The organism is Pseudomonas sp. SMN11 (assembly GCF_052041945.1).
Lineage (GTDB): Bacteria > Pseudomonadota > Gammaproteobacteria > Pseudomonadales > Pseudomonadaceae > Aquipseudomonas.
The window spans coordinates 91,679-113,168 of the sequence record NZ_JBKGGW010000016.1; the positions used below are offsets into that span (position 1 = coordinate 91,679).

Genomic DNA, 21,490 nt, shown 5'->3' on the forward strand with positions numbered 1-21,490 from the left:
CACTCAAGCGCATTTTCAGCGATTGCCGGACGCCCCTTTGACGCCAGCCAACATGCCCGTAGCATCACCCCGTCCCTCGGCCTGCCCGGGGTTGTGGCGCATCGTCAGCGCTCGTGACGGTGGCATCTGCCGCATCAAGCTGCCCGGCGGCCTGCTGCTGGCCGACCAAGCCGAGGCGGTGGCGGCGGCGGCCGAGCGATTCGCGGGCGGGGTGATCGAGGCCACCAACCGCGGCAATCTGCAGATCCGCGGTATCGGCAGCGATCATGCCGGGCTGGTCGCAAGCCTGCTGGCCGCCGGTCTCGGTCCGCGTGACGCGGCCAGCGATGACGTGCGCAACCTGATGCTCAGCCCCCTGGCGGGCCATGACCCGTCGATGCTGCTCGATGTACGCCCCCTGGCCGGGCAGATCCTCGACCTGCTGCAAGGTACGCCGCGCTTCCATCAGTTGTCGGCCAAGTTCGCCGTGCAGCTCGATGGGGGTGAAGGCGTGGCGATGCTCGATCACCCTCACGACCTGTGGCTCTCGGCACTGCGCCTGGAGCAGCGCGACTGGCTGGCATTTGGCCTGGCGAGCTGCCCGGCCGATGGCCCGGTACTGGGCGCGGTGCCGCTGGAGCAGGGGCTGGCGCTGGTGCGCGCGGTACTCGATCGCTTCCTCGACCTGGCCAGCCCGGAGCAGTCACGCATGCGCCAGCTGCTGCAAGGTTGCCCGGTCGAGGTCTTCATCGCCGGTCTCGGCTTGCAAGTCCGCCGTGATGCGGCCGTGCTCGAGTGGCGGCGCGAAGGCGCGCAAAACCCTTGGCTGGGAGCCGTGACACAACAGCAGGGCATGGCGTTGGGTGTCGCACCACCGCTGGGCCGCTTGTCACCGGCCATGTTGCGCGGCGTTGCCCGTGTGGCCCGCCAATGGGGTGACGGCAGCTTGCGCCTGAGCCCGTGGCAAAGCCTGATGCTCACCAACATCGCCGCAGCCGACCTGGAACATGCCCGCGTCGAGTTGTCAGCACTGGGCCTGCTCTGCCAGGCCGAGGAGCCCTTGGCGCGCGTGGTTGCCTGCACCGGCAGCAGTGGCTGCGCCAAGGGCCTGGCCGACACCAAGGCCGATGCTGTTGAGCTGGCGGCGCTGCTGGGCAGTGGCTTGCCCGGCAGCGTGCATCTGTCCGGCTGCCCCCGTTCCTGTGCCGTGGCCCATGTCGCCCCGGCCACCTTGCTGGCCCGTGCACCGGGCCGCTATGACCTCTATTTGCGTGACGCGCACCTGCCGGGCCTGGGTGCCCTGCGCGCCACCGGCCTTACCTTGAATGAAGCAGGCGCCATGCTCGCCCTGCCGACGGAGCACCTTGATGATTGACTACATCCGCGATGGTCAGGAGATCTATCGCAATTCCTTTCGGATCATCCGCGAGGAAGCCCGGCTCGAGCGGATCCCCGCCGACCTGGAAAAGCTCGCCGTGCGCGTGATCCATGCCTGCGGCATGGTCGATGCCATCGACGGCCTGCAGTTCTCCGAAGGTGCCGGCCGCGCCGGTCGTGAAGCCCTGGCCAATGGCGCGCCGATCCTCTGCGATGCGCACATGGTTGCAGAAGGCATCACCCGCGCGCGCCTGCCCGCCAACAACCCGGTGATCTGCACCCTGCGCGACCCGAGCGTGCCAGGCCTGGCCAAGGACGCCGGCAATACCCGCTCCGCCGTGGCCCTGGAGCTGTGGCGCCCCCACCTGGAAGGCAGTGTGGTGGTGATCGGAAACGCCCCGACCGCGCTGTTCTACCTGTTGGAGATGATCGATGCCGGTGCGCCCAAGCCCGCCCTGATCCTCGGTTTCCCGGTCGGCTTCGTCGGTGCTGCCGAGTCCAAGGCAATGCTCGCTGCCGACAGCCGCGGCGTGCCGTTCGTCATCATGCAAGGCCGCCTGGGCGGTAGCGCGATGGCCGCTGCCGCGGTCAACGCCCTGGCCACGGAGGTGGAGTGATGGCGCGCGGACGACTGCTGGGCCTGGGTGTAGGCCCTGGCGACCCTGAACTGATCACCGTCAAGGCGCTGCGCCTTCTGCGCGAGGCGCCAGTGGTGGCGTATTTCGTGGCCAAGGGCAAGCGCGGCAACGCCTTCGGCATCATCGAGGCGCACCTGCAAGCCGAGCAGACCTTGCTGCCGCTGGTATACCCGGTGACCACCGAGGCTCTGCCCGCGCCGCTGTCCTACGAACAGGTGATCAGCGATTTCTACGATGAAGCTGCCGTACAGGTGGCCGAGCACCTGGATGCCGGTCGCGATGTGGCCGTGATCTGTGAGGGTGACCCGTTCTTCTACGGCTCCTACATGTACCTGCACGACCGCCTGGCCCAGCAGCATGAGGCCGAGGTGGTCCCTGGCGTATGTTCGATGCTCGGTGGTGCCTCGGTACTGGGTGCGCCGCTGGTGTATCGCAACCAGAGCCTGTCAGTGCTGTCGGGCGTACTGCCCGCCGAAGAGCTCAAGCGCCGGCTGGCAGATGCCGACGCGGCGGTGATCATGAAGCTTGGCCGCAACTTCCCCAAGGTGCGCCAGGTGCTGGGCGAACTGGGCCTGGAAGGGCGCGCGCTGTATGTCGAGCGGGCGACCATGGCCAACCAGAAGATCGTGCCGCTGGATGAAGTGGACCCACAGTCCTCGCCGTACTTCTCGCTGATCATCGTGCCGGGGGAAAAATGGCAGGGCTGAACAGGCAACAGGCGCCGGCCATCGTCATTCTTGGCGGCGGCAGCCTGACTACGGCGCAGCGCATCCAGCAACGTTATCCACAGGCGAGCATTCATGGTTTGCGTGGCCGGGTCGAGGGCGCCGATCAGTATTACGACGGCTTCGGCGATACCTTGCGCGCGCTGTACCAGCAGGCCGTCCCGATCATCGCGCTGTGCGCCGCCGGTATCGTCATCCGCAGCCTGGCCAGCCTGCTCGACGAGAAAGGTGCGGAACCGCCAGTGTTGGCCGTGGCCGAGGACGGTAGCGCGGTGGTGCCGCTGCTGGGTGGCCTGAGCGGGGTCAATGTCATGGCCCGTGAACTCGGCGAGGCGCTGGGTGTGGCGGCCGCAATCACCACCAGTGGCGAACTACGCTTCGGCACCTGTCTGCTCAACCCGCCCGAGGGCTATGCCCTGGCAGACCTGGAGCAGGGTAAGCGCTTTGTCTCCGACCTGCTGGCCGGCGAGAGCGTGCGTGTCGAGGGGGATGCACCCTGGCTTGCGCAGGCGCAATTGCCAGCCAGTGACACGGCCCGGCGAACCATCCATGTTGGCTGTGACGCGCGCGTGGCCAGCCGTGACGAACTGCTGATCCACCCACGCTCCGTGGTGGTGGCGCTCGCCGCAGGCGGGCCTGGCCTGGCCGAGCAGGTGCGTGGCGCTTTGCGTGAGGCCGGCATTGCCGAGCCCTCCCTGGCTTGCCTGTTGGTCGCCGAGCAGGCGATGGCCGAGCCTTCCTTGCACGAGGCGGCTGCAGAACTGGGTGTCGTGCTGCGCTTCGCGGCAATGAACGGCACGTTGGCCAGCATGGCGGCCGAGGCGTTGCCCGAGGCTCGCCTTATCGAACAGTCGGGCCTGGTGATCGCATCGGCCGCACTGCCGGTCGACACGGCGCGCCTGGGTCGCAAGCGTGGTCGCCTGGCGGTGATCGGCTTGGGCCCAGGTGCGGCCGAGCTGATGGTGCCGGCGGTGAAAGCCGAGCTGGCGCGTGCCGAGGACATCCTCGGCTACGAGACCTACGTGCGCATGGCCGGGCCGTTCCGTGACGATCAGGTGCAGCACTGCACCGATAACCGTGAAGAGATGCAGCGTGCCCGCCATGCCTTCGAGCTGGCGGCCCAGGGGCGTTCGGTGGTGGTGGTGTCCTCGGGCGACCCGGGTGTGTTCGCCATGGCCGCCGCGGTGCTGGAAGCCCTGCATGCCTCCACGGACCCCGCCTGGCATCGGGTGGACCTGGAGATCCTGCCAGGCGTATCGGCTTCGCTGGCAACCGCCGCACAAGCCGGCGCGCCATTGGGGCACGACTTCTGCGTGATGTCGCTGTCGGATAACCTCAAGCCCTGGTCGATCATCGAAAAACGCCTGGACCTGGCTTCCCAGGCGGATCTGGTGCTGGCCTTCTACAACCCGATCTCCAAATCCAGACCTCATCAACTCGGTGTAGCGCTGGAGGTCGTGCGCCGGCACCGCGACGGGCAGACGCCCGTTGTGCTGGGCCGTGATATCGGCAGGCCGGGGCAGACCCTGAGGGTGGTGACGCTGGCCGAGCTGACGCCCGAGATGGTCGACATGCGCACGATGGTGCTGGTGGGTTCGTCGACCACCTGCACCTTTGCTCGCGTTGACGGTGGGCAGTGGGTCTACACCCCGCGCTGGTACCCGGTCGCGCGCTGAGTCCGAGGGCTAACCGACCAGGTAGCCCTTGATCCCGGTGAAGATGATCTGCGCCGCCAGGGCGCAGACGAACAGTCCCATCAAGCGGCTGACGATCTGCAGGCCCTGGTCCCCGAGCAGCTTTTCGATGCCGTGCGACAGGTACAGCACCAGGCCTACGGTGAAGCTGGCCAGGGCGATGCTGACGATGGCCAGCAGCTTGTCGTCCCAGTGCGGTTGGCCCACCCCCATCACCAGCAGTGCACCGATGGTGCCGGGGCCGACAGTGAGCGGGATGGTCAGCGGCACGATGGTCACGTCCTGCTGCACGTTGTCGGCCTGCACGGCCGGTTTGCCCTGGGCCATGCTTAACGCCGAAATGAACAGCACGCTGCCGGCACCGATGCGAAAGGCGTCGGCGGTGATGCCGAAAATACCGAAAATCACCCGGCCGAACAGGTACAGCAGCACGCTGGCTACCAGTGCGGCAAAGGCGACTTTCCAGGCCAGCTGTTTGCGCTCTTTGCTGGAGTGGCCGCGGGTCAGGCTGATGAAGCACGACAGCACGAAGAACGGGCTATAGAGCACCAGCATCTTCAGGTAGACACTGAACAACTCGTGGAGCATGGGATGGTCCTTGAGTGAGAAGCGTGGTGTGCAGGAGCGCGTTCGGCGTGGTCAAGAAGTATGCGCTGGGTCAGCCTTGGCTTCGCGCTGATTGGCCCAGTACTGGATCAACTCGCGCAACTGCGACAGCTCCACTGGCTTGGCCATGTGCCCATCCATGCCGGCCAGCCGCGCGCGTTCCTTGTGCTCTGCCAGTATATGCGCGGTCAACGCCACCACCGGGGTGCGCTGGCGCTGGTGGGTGGTTTCCCAGGCGCGCAACTGCTGGGTCGCGGAGAAACCGTCCAGCACTGGCATTTCGCAGTCCATCAGCACCAGGTCGTAACGCTGTGCCTTCATTGCCTGCAAGGCCTCCTCGCCGTTGCTGGCGGTATCGGGCTCCAGGTTGAGCTTGCCGAGCATGCCGCGGATGACCTTGGTCGAGATGCTGTTGTCTTCGGCCACCAGCACACGGAAGTCGCTCGGCAGCTCAAGCGTACTTTGCGTACCGGGTAGCGGAGACGGGACGGCCTGCTCGCGCCCGCGCTGGGCCAGTTCTTCGGCCAGGGTGGTCTTCAGCGTATAGCCGGCAACCGGTTTGGCGAGGATGCGCTTGACCCCGGCATTGCGCGCGATGACCTTGCTGGGCGCGTTGCTGATACCGGTGAGCATCACCACCAGGATGTCGTGGTTCAGGCTCGGGTCTTCCTTGATCTTGGCCGCCAGCTGCATGCCGGTCATGCCTGGCATGTTCTGGTCCAGCAACACGGCGTCGAAGTAGTCGCGCAGGTGCGCCTTGGTTCGCAGCAGGGCCAACGCCTCCTTGCCGGACGGCACCGCGCTGACATTCATGCCCCAGGCGCTGCACTGTTGCACCAGCACCTTGCGGCAGGTGTCGTTGTCGTCCACCACCAGGACCCGGGCGTCGCGCAACGGGCCGTCGAGGTCTGCCGGTGGCTGCTCCAGGCGTGACGGGTCGAGTGGCAAGGTCAGCCACAGGGTGTTGCCCATGCTGGTGCTGCTCTTGATGCCGAACTCGCCTTGCATCAGGCCGATCAGCTGCTTGGCGATAACCAGCCCGAGGTGGCCGCCAAGCTTGTTGCTGGAGAGGAAGTGGTGGCTGTGCAGCTCGGCCTGCAGCAGGGCTTCGCGCTCGGCAGCAGGCAGCGGCTCGCCACTGTCCTGCACGGCAATGCGCAGGCGCGGGATTTCGCCGCGCTGGTCCAGTGCCACCACCAGCAGGATCTCGCCCTGGGAAGTGTTCTTCAGGGCATTTTCCAGCAGGCTCGACAGCGCCTGGCGCAGGCGTGTCGGGTCACCACTGATGACCCGCGGTACCTGCGGCTGGGTGAAGCTGATCAGCTCGATGTTCTGCTGCTCGGCCTTGGCGCGGAAAATGTTCAGGCAGTCTTCGATCAAGGCGTTCAGGTCGAACTGCACGTCATCCAGTTCGATCTGCCGCGACTCCAGCTTGGAAATGTCGAGAATCTCGTTGATCAGCGTCAGCAGCTCGTTGCCGGCGCTATGGATGGTCTGCACATAGTCGCGCTGCTTGACCGACAACGGCGTGCCGAGCAACAGCTCGGTCATGCCCAGCACACCGTTCATGGGGGTGCGGATTTCGTGGCTGATCTTGGCCAGGAACTCCGCTTTCGCATTGATCTCGGCATCGCTGGCCGCCAGTGCACGGCTGGCACTGAAGCGTTCTTCGCTGATGCGCCGCAGGCGCTCGCTGACGGCCAGGTTGAGCAGCAGGCCGCTGACCACCGTCATGCCCAGCAGGATGCACAGCAGCCAGGGTGTCGAGGTGCGGGTCAGGCCGAGCAGGGCCGGCAGCAGCACCAGGCCGCCAAGGTTGAACACCAGCATGGCGATGCTGAACAGCCGTGCGGGGGCATAGCCCTTGTACCAGTGGTAGCTGCTGGCCAGCAGCATGGTCACACTACCGATGGCCAAAAGGGCATAGGTCATCAGGTTGAGCGGCAAGGTGTCGACGAACAGCAGGATCAGGCCGCTGACCGCAGCGACCAGCATTTCGCCCTGCAGCAGGCGGTTAAGCCGCGGTGAGTTGCGGGGTGCGAAGAAATGTTGCGTGAAATACAGCCCTGACAGCCCGGCCAACACCAGGGTCAGATAGGCGGCGGGAGTTTGCGCGCTGTGCCACAGGTGCCACCACGGGCCGCTGAGGTTAAGCAGAATCAGGCCGCTGAGCATCATCAGCCCGTGGTAAAGGGCGAGATACAGCGTGGTGCTTGAACGGGTATAGAGGAAGCGGATCAGGTTGTGCAGGATGAGCATCACCAGACCGCCGAACAGCATGCCGAACAGCAACGGTTGGCTATGGTCGGAGGCGGCTACCGCTGCAGGCTCCAGGCTTATCGCCGGGCGCAGTTGGTGCTCCGAGACCAGACGCAGGTAGATGTCCAGCGAGTGCTGGCTGTTGGGCAAGGGTAATACATGGTCGCTGCCGCGCAGGGTCGGGCTGCCATTGCCATTGCCGGCCTGGCGGCCATGGTGCAGCTGGCGCAGCAGCCTGTCGCCATCAAGGGCGTACAGATCGAGGCGGGACAGGTCGGGGGCGAAGATGCGCAGCAGCTGCTCCTGGTCACCCGGCTCCAGGCGATAGTGCAACCACAAGGCCTGTTCGGCCGGTGCTGCATCGAGCTCGCCAAGGGTGGTCGGGCTGAACTGGCTGCGATAGCGATCGGAGCGCACGTCGCTCAATTGCAGGTTGGCCTGTTCATCGAGCAGAGCGGACCAGCCTCCGCCCTGTTCGGCCGAAGCCGGCAACAGGCAGAACAAGGTCAGCAAGCTGACGATCAGAGCTGTGGCAATCCGAAGCCGACGCACTACGAGATCCCTTCCTAGCCGATGTGCCAGATACTAACTATGCGCGGCGCGCCAAGTCGAAGGCAAGGCCCCTCGGGGCCCTGTCGACGAGCCGGATACCGCAGGCGCGAGGTGCTGTGGCGCGCTGCGGCAAACCGGTACAACTTACTGCTGGTGCTCACCGCGCTCGCGGGCGATGGCCCGGTAGCCGATGTCGGTGCGGTAGAAGCTGCCGTTCCAGCTCACTTCCTTGGCCAGGCGGTAGGCCTGCTGCTGGGCATCGGCAACGCTGGCACCCATGGCGGTGGCGCAGAGCACACGGCCGCCGTTGGTGACAACCTGGCCGTCCTTCAGCGAAGTCCCGGCATGGAACACCTTGCCTTCGATCTTGGCCGCGGCATCCAGGCCATTGATCACGTCGCCCTTGGCATAGTCGCCCGGGTAACCGCCGGCAGCCAGCACCACGCCCAGGCTCGGACGCGGGTCCCACTGTGCTTCGACCTTGTCCAGCGCTTTGGCAAAGGCAGCTTCGACCAGCAGCACCAGGCTCGACTCCAGGCGCAGCATGACGGGCTGGGTCTCAGGGTCGCCGAAGCGGCAGTTGAACTCGATGACCTTGGGGTTGCCCGCCTTGTCGATCATCAGGCCGGCATACAGGAAGCCAGTGTAGACGTTGCCTTCCTCGGCCATGCCGCGCACGGTCGGCCAGATCACCTGGTCCATCACGCGCTGGTGCACGTCCGGGGTAACCACCGGGGCAGGGGAGTAGGCGCCCATGCCGCCGGTGTTCGGGCCGGTGTCCTGGTCGCCGACGCGCTTGTGGTCCTGGCTGGTGGCCATTGGCAGCACGTTGTGGCCGTCGACCATGACGATGAAGCTGGCTTCCTCGCCGTCGAGGAACTCTTCGATGACCACACGCGAACCGGCCTCGCCGAAAGCGTTGCCAGCCAGCATGTCACGCACGGCGGCTTCGGCTTCTTCCAGGGTCATGGCGACGATCACGCCCTTGCCTGCGGCCAGGCCGTCGGCCTTGATCACGATCGGTGCGCCTTTTTCCTGCAGGTAAGCCAGGGCCGGCTCGATCTCGGTGAAGTTCTGGTAGTCGGCGGTCGGGATCTTGTGGCGTGCCAGGAAGTCCTTGGTGAAGGCCTTGGAGCCTTCCAGCTGGGCCGCACCCTTGGTCGGGCCAAAGCAGTCCAGGCCACGGCTGCGGAACAGGTCGACCACGCCGATCACCAGCGGCGCTTCCGGGCCGACGATTGTCAGGTCGACGTTCTTCTCGGCGAAGTCGGCCAGTTGCTCCAGCGCGCAGACGTCGATGGCGACGTTCTCGCATTTTGGCTCGATGGCGGTGCCGGCGTTGCCCGGGGCAACGAAGACCTTCTCGACGCGTGGGTCCTGGGCGACTTTCCAGGCCAGGGCGTGCTCACGGCCGCCGCTGCCGATGATCAAAACTTTCATGTCAAAACCTCGAAATCTGTCGAACGAGAGGCATGGCCTCTCGCTGTACGAGGTCGCAATGAAGCAGGTAGATGCAAGGCGGGGCCGGTTCCGATGAGCGGAGTTGCCTTCTGGCAATGAGCATCAGCGGAACCGGCCCCAACTCAGCAGATGCCTGCTTCAGTGCGGCCGATTGCCGTAAATCAGTGGCGGAAGTGGCGCATGCCGGTGAACACCATGGCGATACCGGCTTCGTCAGCGGCAGCGATGACTTCGGCATCGCGCATCGAACCACCCGGCTGGATCACGGCGCTGATACCCACTTTAGCCGCATTGTCGATGCCGTCACGGAACGGGAAGAACGCGTCCGATGCCATGACCGCACCCTGCACCTGCAGCCCGGCATGCTCGGCCTTGATGGCGGCGATGCGGGCGGAGTTGACGCGGCTCATCTGGCCGGCGCCGACACCGATGGTCTGGCGCTGCTTGGCGTAGACGATGGCGTTGGACTTGACGAACTTGGCCACTTTCCAGGCGAAGACCAGGTCGTGGATCTCTTGCTCGGTCGGTGCGCGTTTGGTGACGATCTTCAGGTCATCGGCGGTGATCATGCCGATATCGCGGCTCTGCACCAGCAGGCCACCGTTGACGCGCTTGAAGTCCCAACCGGCAGCACGCTCGGCTGGCCACTCGCCGCATTCCAGCAGACGCACGTTCTGCTTGGCAGCCACCACGTCGCGGGCAGCCTGGGAGATTTTCGGCGCGATGATCACTTCGACGAACTGACGGTCGACGATGGCTTGGGCGGTTTCGCCGTCCAGTTCGCGGTTGAAGGCGATAATGCCGCCGAACGCCGACTCGGTGTCGGTGGCGTAGGCCAGGTCGTAGGCCTTGCGGATACCGCCTTCGTCTTCAGGTACCACGGCCACGCCGCATGGGTTGGCGTGCTTGACGATGACGCAGGCTGGCTTGACGAAGCTCTTCACGCACTCCAGCGCGGCGTCGGTGTCGGCCACGTTGTTGAACGACAGTTCCTTGCCCTGCAGCTGCACGGCAGTGGAGATGCTGGCTTCGCCTTTCTTGGCTTCAACGTAGAACGCCGCGCTCTGGTGCGGGTTCTCGCCGTAGCGCATTTCCTGGGCCTTGACGAACTGGCTGTTGAAGGTGCGCGGAAACTCGCTGCGCGCTTCGGTGCTCAGGGTCTCTTTGGCCTGGTCGATGGTGCCCATGTAGTTGGCGATCATGCCGTCGTAGGCGGCAGTGTGCTCGAACGCCTTGAGCATCAGGTCGAAGCGCTGGGCGTAGGTCAGGCCGCCGGCCTTGAGGCCTTCCAGCACGCCGGCGTAGTCGCTGGCGTTGACCACGATGGCGACATCCTTGTGGTTCTTGGCTGCCGAACGGACCATGGTCGGGCCGCCGATATCGATGTTCTCGATGGCGGTCGGCAGGTCACAGCCAGGCTTGGAAATGGTGGCTTCGAACGGGTACAGGTTGACTGCAACCAGGTCGATCGGCTTGATGCCGTGCTCGTTCATGATGGCGTCGTCAGTGCCGCGGCGGCCGAGAATGCCACCGTGGATCTTCGGGTGCAGGGTCTTGACCCGGCCATCCATCATTTCGGCGAAGCCAGTGTAGTCGGCCACTTCCACCGCGTTCACACCGTTGTCCTTGAGCAGCTTGTAGGTGCCGCCGGTGGACAGGATCTCGACCCCAAGCTGTTGCAGCTCACGGGCGAATTCGAGGATACCGGTCTTGTCGGAGACGCTGATCAGGGCGCGGCGGACTGGCAGGCGGGTAGTCTGGTCGGTCATTTCGGGTTCCAATAACGCGGTGGAGTCAGCAAAAAAGGCGTCTCTTCGCAGAGGCCGCCTTTTCTGATTGGGATTCTGGCTTACAGCAAATCGTATTGCTTGAGCTTCTTGCGCAGGGTGCCACGGTTGAGCCCGAGCATCTCGCTGGCCTTGGTCTGGTTGCCCTTCACGTAGTTCATCACGCTTTCGAGCAGGGGCGCCTCGACTTCGGAGAGCACCAGGTTGTACACGTCGGTGACGGTCGCGCCTTCCAGGTGTGCGAAGTAGTTGTGCAGCGCCTTCTCGACGCTGTCACGAAGGGTCTGACCCTCTTCGCTTGGCGTGTTGAGGTGCTGTTTGAGGTTGGCGTTGTCGCTCACGGGCGTTGTTCCACTCACTAATGTCTCGGTCATCATCGTCATGCGGCCACCCCTTGTCCGTCCTCTGTCTCAAGGCTCTGTCGACGTTCGCTGAAATACGCGCGAACGTTGGCGCACTGCGCTTGTGTGTCTTCCAAAGCGTTGAACCGGGAGCGAAACTCCTTGCCGCCGGGTCGTGTTGCCAGGTACCAGCCCACGTGCTTGCGGGCGATACGCACGCCCATCACATCGCCATAGAAGGCATGCAGCGCGGCCAGGTGTTCCAGCAGGATGCGTTCCACTTCGTCCAACTGCGGGGCCGGCAAATGCTGGCCAGTCCCCAAAAAATGTTCGATCTCGCGAAAGATCCAAGGCCGCCCCTGGGCAGCCCGGCCAATCAGCAAGCCGTCTACCCCGGTGGCATCCAGCACCGCCCGGGCCTTTTCTGGCGAAGTGATATCGCCATTGGCGAAAACCGGAATCGACACCGCCTGCTTGATGGCAGCGATGGTGTCGTATTCGGCTTCGCCGGTGTACAGGTCGGCGCGTGTGCGGCCATGCACCGCCAGCGCCTGGATACCGGCCTGTTCGGCGATCTTCGCCACGTTCAGGCCGTTCTTGTTCGCCCGGTCCCAGCCGGTGCGGATTTTCAGCGTCACCGGTACGTCCACCGCGCCGACCACGGCGTGGAGGATTTCGGCGACCAGAGCTTCATCTCTCAATAAAGCAGAGCCTGCAGCTTTGTTGCAGACTTTTTTTGCCGGGCAGCCCATGTTGATATCGATGATCTGGGCACCTGCCTCGACGTTGGCCCGGGCTGCCGCCGCCATCATCTGCGCATCACCGCCGGCGATCTGTACCGAGCGTGGCTCGGGATCACCTTCATGGATGCGGCGCAGGCTGGACTTGCGGCTGTTCCACAGGCTCATGTCGCTGCTGACCATTTCCGACACCACCATGCCGGCGCCCAGGCGCTTGCAAAGTGTACGGAAAGGCTGGTCCGTGACCCCGGCCATGGGCGCGAGGATCAGGTTGTTGCGTAGTGTGTATGGGCCGATGCGTACCGCCGACATAGGTGTTCCCTGTTGTGGGGCCGAATCATGGGAGTCCGAAAAAGGGTTGGCATGATACCCGCTCTCGGTGACCGGATAAAGATGGATTTGGATAAATTCTGAACAACTGCAGCCTTATGCCCGAGGGTTTGCGACTGCATGCTGGCGCCGACAAACCGGCAGCCAGCCTTGGGTCGTCACTCCGGGGAGCGGAAGCTGAGACTGTAGTTCACGGCCTTGGGGCCTGGGTCGAGAATATCCAGGGCGATGTGGATCGGCGTCTGGCTGGGCATTTCGCCGCGCCCGGCCAGTTCACCCGACAGGTACTCGCTGGGCTTGAACCGACGGCTGGCGATCAGCTGCCCGTTGAGGTCGGCGAAACGCAGCTCCAGCAGCGGGAACGGCTGGGCGAACGGTGCGCGGTTGTAGATGATCGCATCGACGATCAGCGCGCCCTTGAAGTCCGGGTGGCTGCGCACCACCAGGTTGCTGCTCTTGATCCTGCCGATATCGACGCGAGTCGGCACCTGGCAGCCGAACATCGGGCACAGTTGCTGGAAGATTGGCCGGTACTGGTCCTGGCGTGCCAGCTCGTCGAAGTGGAACCACACGTACTGGAATGCCAGCAGGCCAGCGGCCAGCAGGGTCAGGAAGCTCCACAGCAGGCGCTTGCCCCAGTTGGGCCGGGGTTTTTCCCAACCCAGTTGCAGCGGATCGTCGACCACGTCGACCAGCGGCTCCTTGCGTGACGGGCGCTCAGGCTTGGCGGCGAAGCCAGGCTCCAGGCGCTCGCCGGGCAAAGGCTCGAGCGGGTCTTCATCGCGTGCTGACAAATGGAGGTCGGTGTCATCGTCGTCACGGGCGCTCAGGCCCTTTTCGTGAATGACGTCGTCATCGTGCTCGTCGAACCGTTGCGTGGGCTCTGGCTCGGCAGCGTGTTGCGCCGGCGGTTCGTCGTCGAGGTCCAGGTCCAGGTTGCCACCGAGGGTCGGCTCGGTGCGGTCGCCCGGCTCCGGCTCCAGGGGCTGCTCGTCCAGCAGCACCGGCGCCGGGTCATGGGCCGCGAGCGGTTCATGGCGGTCGTCGGTCGCGGTGCCGAACAGTTCATCATCGTGCTCATCGGTAGCCGGCTCGTCGCGCCGGGCCTGCAGGGCGCCGGCCTTGGCATCCGGACTCGGTTCGGCAGGCTCGCTACGGCGTTCGAGGCGGGCGAGCTCCTGGTCCAGGTCGAGTTCATCCAGGGCCTGGGCGGTGATGGCCCAGTCCTCTTTCTCGACCGGCGGCGGCTCGCTGGCGACCTGTTCAGGCGCTGCGACCGGTTCGACCACCGCAGGGGGTTGCGCCTCGGGGGCAATGCCGGCCTTCGCACGGTTCTGCTCCAGCAACTGCTTGGCCGCATTGAACACCTGCAGGCAGTGACCGCAGCGCACGACGCCGCGAGCCACGCTCAACTGGTGATGGGTGACGCGAAAGCTGGTCTGGCAATGCGGGCACTGGGTGACGAAACTGTCGGTCATGCGGCAATCCGGGAGCTGTGCAGAGAACTATTCTAGGCCCGCTTAGCGGCGCCGACCACTGATGCGCACCCAGCCGTCGCGCACGACGATCGGGTCCAGATCAAAGTCGGCAGCGTAGGCGGCAGCCACTTCCTCACCCTGTTCGGCGAGGATGCCCGAAAGGGCCAGCAGCCCACCTGGACGGACCAGGCCGGACAGCTGCGGTGCCAGCGATACCAGCGGGCCGGCGAGAATGTTGGCGACCAGCACGTCGGCCTGCATGGCCGGCATGTGCTCGGGCAGGAACAGCGCCAGCTTTTCGTCGGCGATGCCGTTGCGCTGGGCGTTGTCACGGGAGGCTTCGATGGCCTGCACGTCGATGTCGGTACCGACAGCCTCGCGCGCGCCCAGCAGCAGGGCGGCGATGGCGAGGATGCCCGAGCCGCAGCCGAAGTCCAGCACCTGGGTGTCTTGCAGTTGCTGGCCGTCGAGCCATTCCAGGCACAGTGCGGTGGTCGGGTGGGTGCCGGTGCCGAACGCCAGGCCCGGGTCGAGCAGCAGGTTGACCGCGTCCTGTTCCGGGGCCTCGTGCCAGCTCGGCACGATCCACAGGCGCTGGCCAAAGCGCATCGGCTGGAAACCGTCCATCCAGCTGCGCTCCCAGTCCTGGTCTTCGATCACTTCGGCCTGGTGCTCGGGCAATTCGGCGCCGGTAAGCAATTGCAGGTGGGCGAATACCGCCTCAGGTTCGGCGTCGGCTTCGAACAATGCCAGCAAGTGAGTGTGTGACCACAGCGGGGTGGTGTTGAGGTCGGGTTCGAAGATCGGCTGGTCTTCGGCGTCCATGAACGTGACCGATACGGCGCCGACTTCGAGCAGGGCGTCTTCGTAGGTTTCGGCTTGTTCCGGGCTGATGGCCAGGCGTACTTGCAGCCAAGGCATGGCGGGCACCTTTGGTAAATCTGACAGGGGCAGCCCGAGGCTGCGAGAAGCCTGGCAGTTTACGCGAGTGCGGGGGGTTTGTAGAGGTATGGCGGGGGACCGCGTCGCCTTCTTCGCGGGCAAGCCCGCTCCCACAGGTTATCCAGGGTTTTCAAGCTCTTTGGAGATCCTGTGGGAGCGGGCTTGCCCGCGAAGAGGCCGGGACAGGCAGTCGAGAGGGTCAATGCTTGCGAAGGAACTCCAGCAGCCTCTGGTTCACCTGCTCCGCCGCCTCCATCTGCACCATATGCCCGACCCCGGGCACCACCAGCACCTCGGCCTCGACCCCGTCGGCATGCACCGCCGGAATGATCGCGTCCTCGGCCCCCCAGATCACCAGCGCCGGGTGCTGCCCCAGCATCCCACGCAGGTCATGCCGCTGGTGGTCACCGTCTGCCAGTGCCGACCCCAGCTGGCGCAAGGCGTCATCCACGCCTTCCAGGCGCTTGAACTTGAGCATGTCCTCGAGCATCTGCCGGGTCACCAGCCCAGGGTCGGCAAACAGCTGCACCATCTGCGGTTTCAGCGCATTGCGGTTGGCGGCGGTGACGAAACCTTGCAGGTACTGGCCATTGATCGTCTCACCCAGCCCGGCACTGGCCACCAGGCTCAGGCTCGCCACCCGCTGTGGCGCCAGGCGCGCCACATTCAGGCTGACCGCGCCGCCCATGGAGTGCCCGGCCAGGTGGGCCTTGGCAATGTCCAGATGATCGAGCAGGGCCAGCACAGTTTCGCTCAACTCATCCAGATCACCTTTTGCCAGGGCCTTGGCCGATTCACCATGCCCCGGCAGGTCCAGGGCGATGACTCGACGCTCGGCCGCCAATACCGGGTGGTTGAACAGCCAATTGTTGAGGTCGCCGCCAAAACCGTGCACCAGCACCAGCGGCGTGCCACCTTCGCCCAGCTCGAACCAGCGCAGCAGGCGCCCGGCCACCTCGGCTTTTTGCGGTAGTGGCCCCTGGGCCTGGTCGGCACCACCTTCGGCGACGAACTCGGCCTGGAAGCGTTGCACCACGGCATCGATTTCCGACTCCTCGGCTTCACCCTCCACCACCACCGCCAGCAGTGCACCGACCGGCAAGGTTTCGTCGGGCCGGGCCACCTGGCGGCGCAGCACGCCGCTGAACGGCGCCTCGACGCTGCTGCTGATCTTGTCGGTCTCGACGTCCAGCACCTCGTCGCCCTTGCTGATTTCATCGCCCTCCTGCTTGAGCCAGGCGTCCACCCGGCCTTCGGTCATCGACAAGCCCCACTTGGGCATGGTCAGGGTATGGATCTGGCTCATGCGGCACTCCTTGCGGCTTCGATCACCTTGCGCACGGCCGCTTCGACCTTCGCCGCGTCAGGGATGTACAGGTCTTCCAGGGCATCGGAGAACGGCACCGGGGTGTGCGGCGCAGTGACCATCTCGATCGGGCCCTTGAGCGCGGCGAAGGCCTTTTGCGCGACCAGTGCGCTGATATCGGTGGCCATCGAGCAGCGCGGGTTGGCTTCGTCGATCACCACCAGGCGGCCGGTCTTCTCCACGCTTTCGAGAATGCTGTCCTCGTCCAGCGGGCTGGTGGTGCGCAGGTCCAGCACTTCGCAGTCGATGCCCTGGCGGGCCAGGTTGTTGGCCGCTTCCATGGCTACGTGGACCATGCGCCCGTAGGTCACCAGGGTCACGTCGTCGCCGTCGCGCAGAAAGTTGGCCTCGCCGAACGGCACGGTGTACACCTCTTCCGGTACCTCGCCTTGCATGCTGTAGAGCAGCTTGTGCTCGCAGAAGATCACCGGGTCGTTGTCGCGTATCGCCTGGATCAGCAGCCCCTTGGCGTCATATGGTGAAGACGGGCAGACCACCTTGAGGCCGGGGATGTGGGTCCATAGCGAGGTAAGCATCTGCGAGTGCTGGGCCGCAGCGCGCAGGCCGGCGCCGTACATGGTGCGCATCACCAGCGGGGTGACCGCCTTGCCGCCGAACATGTAGCGGAACTTGGCGGCCTGGTTGAGGATCTGGTCCAGGCAGCAGCCGGCAAAGTCGACGAACATCAGCTCGCACACCGGGCGCAGGCCCTGGGTGGCGGCACCGACGGCGGCACCGACGTAGCCGATTTCCGACAGCGGTGCATCGAGCACGCGCCCCGGGAACTGGTGGTACAGGCCTTTGGTGACGCCGAGCACGCCACCCCAGGCGTCATCCTCGCCCGGGGCACCCGCGCCACCGGCTACGTCTTCGCCAATGATGAACACGCTGGTGTCGCGGCGCATTTCTTGGGCCAGGGCTTCGTTGATGGCCTGCTGATAGCTGATTTTTCTAGCCATGGTAGTTCTCCTGTTGTTCTTGTTGTCCGGGCTCAGGGGTAGCTGACGTAGACGTCGCTGAGCAGGTCGGCGGGCTGCGGCTTGGGGTCGGCTTTGGCGCGGCGCACGGCGTCTTCGATCAGGTCGTCGACACGGGCGTCGATGGCGTCCAGTTGCGCTGCCTGCAGCAGGCCGGCACGGGTGGTCTTGCTGCGGAACTGCAGCAGGCAGTCGCGGGATTCGCGCAGGTTCTTCACCTCGTCAGGGGCGCGGTAGGTCTGTGCGTCCCCTTCGAAGTGGCCGTAGTAGCGGCTCAGCTTGACCTCGATCAGCGACGGGCCTTGCCCAGAACGGGCGCGCTCGATGGCGGCGCCGGCGGCCTCGTGCACGGCAAAGAAGTCGAAGCCGTCGATGGTCACGCCTGGCATGCCGAAACCGGCGGCGCGGTCGGCGATGTGGTCGCAGGCCACCGACCAGGTCGAGGCGGTGGCTTCGGCGTAGCCGTTGTTTTCGGCGACGAAGATGCACGGCAGGTTCATGATCGAGGCCAGGTTCATTGCCTCGAACACCGCGCCCTCGTTGGAAGCGCCGTCACCGAAGAAGGCCACGGCCACGTTGTCATTGCCCTTGATCTTGGCCGCCAGGGCGGCGCCGGCCACCAGTGGTGCGCCGGCACCGACGATGCCGTTGGCACCGAGCATGCCTTTTTCCAGGTCGGCGATGTGCATCGACCCCCCCTTGCCGCCGCACACGCCGGTTTTCTTGCCGTAGATCTCGGCCATCATGCCGTACACGTCGACACCCTTGGCGATGCAGTGGCCATGGCCGCGGTGGGTCGAGGCGATGCAGTCGCTGTCGCGCAGGTGCGCCATGACCCCGGCGGCGGAGGCCTCTTCGCCGGCATACAGGTGGACGAAACCGGGAATCTCGCCCGTGGCGAACTCCACGTGCAGGCGTTCTTCGAAGGCGCGGATGGTGCGCATCACTTCATAGGCATGCAGCAATTGCTCTGAACTGAGGTGAGTGGACATCTTGTTGTTCTCCAGGGTTGTCTCAACACGGGGTTGCAGGGTGCAGCCGATGGCCGCGCGGGACGGCCAACAGATGATGACGGGCGGCATGTGCCAGCACGGCCTCGACGTCGACGGTCAACGGGCCTTGCAGGTCGAGGGTGATGGTCGGGGTGTCGTGTTCGGCGAACTCGATCTCGCGCTCGCCATCCAGGGCCAGGGTGCCGGCGGTGAGGCTCAGGCGATGGGCCACGCCCGGGCTGAGCGTGCCGCTGGCGGTGATGCCACAGCCTTGCAGCAGGCCGGGGGCCAGTGGGGCGAGCAGGGCCTGTTCGGCACCGGGGTTGAGCCGTACCCAGGCGCCGTGGGGTTCATGGCGAGCCACCGGTTGCCACAGCCCGCAGAGCGCAGACAGGCCAATGGCGTGGGGCTCGGCGAAGCAGGCGAAGATTTCGCTGAGGTCTTCGCTGCGGCTCAGTGCGCGAGCGCCGATGAAGCGTTGCGGCGACACCGCCACTTCGACCAGCGCCCACTCACACAGCTGTTGCTGCGGTACCTTCACCAGCAGCCGCTTGTTGCGGCGCAGGCCGATGCTGGCCGGTACCCGGCCGCCAGCGAGCAAGCCGCCAGCAAGGCCTGCGCTGGTGGCTTCGCGCAGCTCCGGGAAGGCATTGTTGGTGCCGGTGGACAGGGTCAGCAGGGGCGTGTCACCAGCCTCGGCCGCCACGGCCTTGTGCGTGCCGTCGCCGCCCAGCACGGCGATCATTGCCACGCCGCGTTCGACCATCTGCCGGGTGGCCAGGCGGGTGTCGCTGACAGTCTGGGTCAATGGCAGGTCGAGCAGTACCAGGCGCGGCCAGTGCTGGTCCTGTGCCACGGGGCCGAGGCTGGCCTTGAGCACGGCGGCGGCAATCCCGGTCATGTCGGTGGGCAGCAGCACTTCTGCGACGCCCGTGGCACCGAAGGCGCCGAGCAGGCGCTGGATGACCGAGGCCTTGTCGGTGCTGGAGTAGAGCCCGGCGTTGCTGGTCAGGCGACGCAGGTCGCGGCCGGAGGCAGGGTTGGCAATGATCCCGATGGTCGGGGCGGGCTGCGGCATGGCACACCTCGTGTTCTTGTTTGCCTAGGCTTGAGCAAGGCGGGTGCCAGCTTTCTTCGCGTGCCCTGCAAGCGCCGTTGCAGAGCGGTTAAATGGCTATCGGGCAAGGCTGCAGTGGCGATTGCCTGAGACGCTGCGTGCCAGCATCGTCGAGCGTTTACCGGGAGGCTGAGACGCTGCGTCTCAAGCCCACCGGTAATCACGCGGCGCTTGTCGGGACATGCCGGCAGGCGCTTAATGGCCGCACAACGACAAGAACAAACAGGAACCGGAGGCCCCATGCTTGCCGCGAACTCCCGAGCCCATGTCGATTGCGTCAGCCGGGTGTTGAAGAACGCCGACCGCCTGCCCCAGGCGCCGGTGCCGCCGCTGATCCTCGATTCATGGCGCCGTTCCATGGAGCTGTACCGTCTTGACCCCGGGTCCCAGCAGGGGCCGCGTATCCTTTCCCAAACCCTGCTCAACGAATGCCGCGAGCGCGCCGAACTGTTCCTGCGCATTGCCAGCGATGCCGTGGCGCGCCTGCATGCGCGGGTGCGCGGCGCCGACTATTGCGTGCTGCTGACCGATGCTTTGGGGCGCACCATCGATTACCGGGTCGAATCGGTCATCCGCAACGATTGCCGCAAGGCCGGCCTGTACCTGGGCACCTGCTGGTCCGAGGGCGAGGAGGGCACCTGTGGCGTGGCGGCGGTGCTGACCAGCAAGGCGCCGGTCACGGTGCACAAGCGCGATCACTTTCGTGCCGCGTTCATCGGCCTGACCTGCACGGCGGCGCCGGTATTCGACCCACAGGGTGAACTGCTCGGTGTGGTGGATGTGTCGGCCCTGCAATCACCGGACGACCGTCGCAGCCAGCACCTGATCCTGCAATTGGTGGAGCAGACCGCGCGCGAGATCGAGAATGCCTTTTTCATGCACAGCGCCCAGGGCCACTGGGTGATGCGCGCCCATGGCACGCCGGGCTATGTGGAGAGCCAGCCCGACTACCTGCTGGCCTGGGATGTCGACGGCCGCCTGCAGGCGATCAACAGCCTGGCCCGCGAGCGCTTGCTGGCACGGCACGGGCGTTTGCCTGAACACATCGGTGAGCTGTTCGACATGGCCCAGCTGCGCCGCGCCAACGAGGCCTCGGCCCAGCGCTTGCCAGGTTGGGGCGGGTTGTACGGGCGGGTCAGCGCGCCCCACCGGCGGGGGCGGGCGCAACCCTTGCAGCATGCGCAGGATGCGCGCATCGAACAGCACTTGCGGTTGGCCACAAGGGTCAAGGATTGCAACCTGGCGGTGCTGGTGCAGGGTGAAACCGGTGCCGGCAAGGAAGTCTTCGCGCGCCAGCTGCACCAGCAGAGCCGGCGCCGTGAAGGGCCGTTCGTCACGCTGAACTGTGCAGCCATCCCCGAGAGCCTGATCGAGAGCGAACTGTTCGGCTATGTCGCCGGGGCGTTCACCGGTGCGTCGAGCAAAGGCATGCAGGGGCTGTTGCAGCAGGCGGATGGCGGCACCTTGTTCCTCGACGAAATAGGCGACATGCCGCTGCACCTGCAGACCCGCCTGCTGCGGGTGCTGGCCGAAGGCGAAGTGGCGCCGCTGGGCGCTGCGCGGCGGGAGCGGGTAGATATCCAGGTGATCTGTGCGACCCACCGCGACCTGGCGGTGATGGTGAGTGAAGGGCGTTTCCGTGAGGACCTGTATTTCCGCCTGGCCAATGCCCGTTTCGAGTTGCCGCCGCTACGGGAGCGGGAGGACCGGTTGGGCCTGATTCATCAGTTGCTGACTGAGGAGGCAGAGGTTTGCGGAGTTGAGGTGGTGCTGGCCGACGACGCGCTACAGGCGCTGCTGGTGTACCGCTGGCCGGGGAATTTGCGCCAGCTGCGGCAGGTGTTGCGCTATGCCTGTGCGGTCAGCGAGGGCGGGCAAGTGTGCCTGGAGAACCTGCCGCAAGAGGTGCGGGGTGATGCCGTGCCTGCGGCTGAGGCTGGCGTGTCGAGCCCGGCTCGGCAGTTGCTGCTCGATGCCCTGATCCGTCATCGGTGGAAACCGGCGGAGGCGGCGCGGGCGTTGGGGATATCGCGAGCGACCTTGTATCGACGGGTGCATGAGCACCGGATCGAGATGCCGCGGATGAAGGGGTAGGAGCGGGGGGGGGGGGGGGGGGGGGGGGGGGGGGG

General features: G+C 65.5%; 17 protein-coding genes. 5 read left to right on the forward strand and 12 right to left on the reverse strand.

Translation table 11 applies throughout. The annotated features are described in order from the left end of the window. The first annotated feature begins 22 nt into the window (after window positions 1-22). The 4 genes from cobG to cobJ are packed head-to-tail and all read left to right on the forward strand — an operon-like array spanning window position 23 to window position 4,395. Complete coding sequence (cobG, locus tag ACLEJU_RS15665; protein WP_435424827.1) at window positions 23-1,354, forward strand: precorrin-3B synthase; 1,332 nt, start codon at window positions 23-25, stop codon at window positions 1,352-1,354. Beyond that, window positions 1,347-1,973 (forward strand): precorrin-8X methylmutase, encoded by a 627-nt coding sequence (locus tag ACLEJU_RS15670; protein ID WP_103445841.1) that lies wholly within the window; start codon window positions 1,347-1,349, stop codon window positions 1,971-1,973. Before cobG ends, ACLEJU_RS15670 begins: the two co-directional genes overlap by 8 nt. Continuing rightward, window positions 1,973-2,701 carry a precorrin-2 C(20)-methyltransferase gene (locus ACLEJU_RS15675; protein WP_435424826.1) on the forward strand — a complete coding sequence of 243 codons (729 nt, stop codon included), beginning with the start codon at window positions 1,973-1,975 and terminating at the stop codon, window positions 2,699-2,701. The genes ACLEJU_RS15670 and ACLEJU_RS15675 overlap by 1 nt, the downstream gene beginning before the upstream one ends. Further along, window positions 2,689-4,395, forward strand: coding sequence for a precorrin-3B C(17)-methyltransferase (cobJ, locus tag ACLEJU_RS15680; protein WP_435424825.1), 1,707 nt, complete (start codon window positions 2,689-2,691; stop codon window positions 4,393-4,395). Before ACLEJU_RS15675 ends, cobJ begins: the two co-directional genes overlap by 13 nt. 9 nt (window positions 4,396-4,404) lie before the next feature. Here the strand turns inward: cobJ and ACLEJU_RS15685 are convergent, their stop codons facing one another. From ACLEJU_RS15685 to ACLEJU_RS15740, 12 genes are all read right to left on the reverse strand, one after another. Beyond that, window positions 4,405-5,001, reverse strand: coding sequence for a MarC family protein (locus ACLEJU_RS15685; protein ID WP_435424824.1), 597 nt, complete (start codon window positions 4,999-5,001; stop codon window positions 4,405-4,407). Between the two features lie 51 nt (window positions 5,002-5,052). Beyond that, window positions 5,053-7,830: a response regulator gene (locus ACLEJU_RS15690; RefSeq protein ID WP_435424823.1), complete on the reverse strand. Its 2,778-nt coding sequence runs from the start codon at window positions 7,828-7,830 to the stop codon at window positions 5,053-5,055. Window positions 7,831-7,974: 144 nt separating this feature from the next. Further along, entirely contained in the window at window positions 7,975-9,270 is a 1,296-nt protein-coding gene (purD, locus tag ACLEJU_RS15695) for a phosphoribosylamine--glycine ligase (RefSeq protein WP_159412281.1), read from the reverse strand. A 182-nt stretch (window positions 9,271-9,452) separates the two neighbouring features. Beyond that, window positions 9,453-11,060: a bifunctional phosphoribosylaminoimidazolecarboxamide formyltransferase/IMP cyclohydrolase gene (gene purH / locus ACLEJU_RS15700; RefSeq protein ID WP_103445835.1), complete on the reverse strand. Its 1,608-nt coding sequence runs from the start codon at window positions 11,058-11,060 to the stop codon at window positions 9,453-9,455. Between the two features lie 80 nt (window positions 11,061-11,140). Further along, on the reverse strand, window positions 11,141-11,461 hold the full coding sequence (gene fis / locus ACLEJU_RS15705) for a DNA-binding transcriptional regulator Fis (protein ID WP_008093076.1): 321 nt from the start codon (window positions 11,459-11,461) through the stop codon (window positions 11,141-11,143). Continuing rightward, window positions 11,458-12,471 (reverse strand): tRNA dihydrouridine synthase DusB, encoded by a 1,014-nt coding sequence (gene dusB, locus ACLEJU_RS15710; protein WP_152956933.1) that lies wholly within the window; start codon window positions 12,469-12,471, stop codon window positions 11,458-11,460. Before dusB ends, fis begins: the two co-directional genes overlap by 4 nt. Window positions 12,472-12,647: 176 nt before the next feature. After that, window positions 12,648-13,967, reverse strand: a complete 1,320-nt coding sequence (locus ACLEJU_RS15715) for a DUF3426 domain-containing protein (RefSeq protein ID WP_435424822.1) — start codon at window positions 13,965-13,967, stop codon at window positions 12,648-12,650. A 42-nt stretch (window positions 13,968-14,009) separates the two neighbouring features. Further along, window positions 14,010-14,888: a 50S ribosomal protein L11 methyltransferase gene (gene prmA, locus ACLEJU_RS15720; RefSeq protein ID WP_435424821.1), complete on the reverse strand. Its 879-nt coding sequence runs from the start codon at window positions 14,886-14,888 to the stop codon at window positions 14,010-14,012. Window positions 14,889-15,108: 220 nt separating this feature from the next. Then, on the reverse strand, window positions 15,109-16,215 hold the full coding sequence (locus ACLEJU_RS15725) for an acetoin dehydrogenase dihydrolipoyllysine-residue acetyltransferase subunit (RefSeq protein ID WP_435424820.1): 1,107 nt from the start codon (window positions 16,213-16,215) through the stop codon (window positions 15,109-15,111). Next, window positions 16,212-17,234, reverse strand: coding sequence for an alpha-ketoacid dehydrogenase subunit beta (locus ACLEJU_RS15730; RefSeq protein ID WP_435424819.1), 1,023 nt, complete (start codon window positions 17,232-17,234; stop codon window positions 16,212-16,214). The genes ACLEJU_RS15725 and ACLEJU_RS15730 overlap by 4 nt, the downstream gene beginning before the upstream one ends. 32 nt (window positions 17,235-17,266) lie before the next feature. Continuing rightward, window positions 17,267-18,244 (reverse strand): thiamine pyrophosphate-dependent dehydrogenase E1 component subunit alpha, encoded by a 978-nt coding sequence (locus ACLEJU_RS15735; RefSeq protein ID WP_435424818.1) that lies wholly within the window; start codon window positions 18,242-18,244, stop codon window positions 17,267-17,269. A 22-nt stretch (window positions 18,245-18,266) separates the two neighbouring features. Continuing rightward, the gene (locus ACLEJU_RS15740; protein ID WP_435424817.1) at window positions 18,267-19,322 is read right to left on the reverse strand and encodes an NAD(+)/NADH kinase; all 1,056 of its coding nucleotides are present in this window, start codon (window positions 19,320-19,322) and stop codon (window positions 18,267-18,269) included. 279 nt (window positions 19,323-19,601) lie between these two features. Between ACLEJU_RS15740 and ACLEJU_RS15745 the strand changes: the two genes are divergently transcribed. After that, window positions 19,602-21,455 (forward strand): sigma-54-dependent Fis family transcriptional regulator, encoded by a 1,854-nt coding sequence (locus ACLEJU_RS15745; protein ID WP_435424816.1) that lies wholly within the window; start codon window positions 19,602-19,604, stop codon window positions 21,453-21,455. Window positions 21,456-21,490 lie beyond the last annotated feature (35 nt).

Excerpts from the sequence above, each read along its gene's own strand:
- ACLEJU_RS15670 (WP_103445841.1), top strand. The coding sequence starts at position 1,347 with ATGATTGACTACATCCGCGATGGTCAGGAGATCTATCGCAATTCCTTT.
- ACLEJU_RS15675 (WP_435424826.1), top strand. The coding sequence starts at position 1,973 with ATGGCGCGCGGACGACTGCTGGGCCTGGGTGTAGGCCCTGGCGACCCT.
- cobJ (WP_435424825.1), top strand. The coding sequence starts at position 2,689 with ATGGCAGGGCTGAACAGGCAACAGGCGCCGGCCATCGTCATTCTTGGC.
- ACLEJU_RS15685 (WP_435424824.1), bottom strand. The coding sequence starts at position 5,001 with ATGCTCCACGAGTTGTTCAGTGTCTACCTGAAGATGCTGGTGCTCTAT.
- purD (WP_159412281.1), bottom strand. The coding sequence starts at position 9,270 with ATGAAAGTTTTGATCATCGGCAGCGGCGGCCGTGAGCACGCCCTGGCC.
- purH (WP_103445835.1), bottom strand. The coding sequence starts at position 11,060 with ATGACCGACCAGACTACCCGCCTGCCAGTCCGCCGCGCCCTGATCAGC.
- fis (WP_008093076.1), bottom strand. The coding sequence starts at position 11,461 with ATGACGATGATGACCGAGACATTAGTGAGTGGAACAACGCCCGTGAGC.
- dusB (WP_152956933.1), bottom strand. The coding sequence starts at position 12,471 with ATGTCGGCGGTACGCATCGGCCCATACACACTACGCAACAACCTGATC.
- ACLEJU_RS15715 (WP_435424822.1), bottom strand. The coding sequence starts at position 13,967 with ATGACCGACAGTTTCGTCACCCAGTGCCCGCATTGCCAGACCAGCTTT.
- prmA (WP_435424821.1), bottom strand. The coding sequence starts at position 14,888 with ATGCCTTGGCTGCAAGTACGCCTGGCCATCAGCCCGGAACAAGCCGAA.
- ACLEJU_RS15725 (WP_435424820.1), bottom strand. The coding sequence starts at position 16,215 with ATGAGCCAGATCCATACCCTGACCATGCCCAAGTGGGGCTTGTCGATG.
- ACLEJU_RS15730 (WP_435424819.1), bottom strand. The coding sequence starts at position 17,234 with ATGGCTAGAAAAATCAGCTATCAGCAGGCCATCAACGAAGCCCTGGCC.
- ACLEJU_RS15735 (WP_435424818.1), bottom strand. The coding sequence starts at position 18,244 with ATGTCCACTCACCTCAGTTCAGAGCAATTGCTGCATGCCTATGAAGTG.
- ACLEJU_RS15740 (WP_435424817.1), bottom strand. The coding sequence starts at position 19,322 with ATGCCGCAGCCCGCCCCGACCATCGGGATCATTGCCAACCCTGCCTCC.
- ACLEJU_RS15745 (WP_435424816.1), top strand. The coding sequence starts at position 19,602 with ATGCTTGCCGCGAACTCCCGAGCCCATGTCGATTGCGTCAGCCGGGTG.